This is a genomic window from Vibrio sp. 1249-1, assembly GCF_033340495.1.
Map to the genome: position 1 here is coordinate 1 of NZ_JAWOWJ010000665.1, position 651 is coordinate 651.

1 pseudogene is annotated in these 651 nt (G+C 37.3%); it reads right to left on the minus strand.

The features are described 5' to 3' along the window. Positions 1-651, minus strand: a pseudogene (locus R7Z50_RS28225) (ATP-dependent helicase); the annotation flags it as partial.

Below are 651 nucleotides of genomic sequence, written 5' to 3' on the forward strand. Positions count from 1 at the left end.
TTTAGTGGGGATATGACTTGGGCAATCTCTTGTATGATGAACTTTTGACTTGATAGGTTTCGAACTAATGTCTTAGCACTACGTACCCAATTTGACCAAGAACCGGTCATTTGTTTTAGGTTATTATTGGTGAAATACTTAAGTGATGAACATAAAAACCTTCTCCATGCTAGGTTTGAGTCTATGCTTTGTGGACAATTGAAACTGTTTGGTTTAATGCACTCTTGTAGATGGTGGCGAATAAACTCCGATAATAGTGTCATGGATTTTTCTAATGCATCCATGTCATCGGGGTCAAATAGCTTTATTGCTAATGCTAGCTTTTGGACGTTGTTTAGCTTCGAAGCAGAAGTTTGAAATTTTTGTAGGATTGAGTGCCCTCTAGAGATAATAGTGTTGTTTTTATAACCGTTACATAGTTTTTCAAATGTACTAATCAGTTCCGTTGGGCAGCTATCATACTGGGCAATGAAACACTTTGGTTCCAACCACGTAACTTGCCCAATAATATCTCTACGACCTGTTAGTTTTTCACATAGGTTGATGATATTTTGACAACTTCGGAAATTGCTAGTTAGCTCAAGTGAAACGAAATCGTTGTTTCCTACAAATTTACTGATCTCCTCGGGGTCAACGTCTCTAAATCCATAT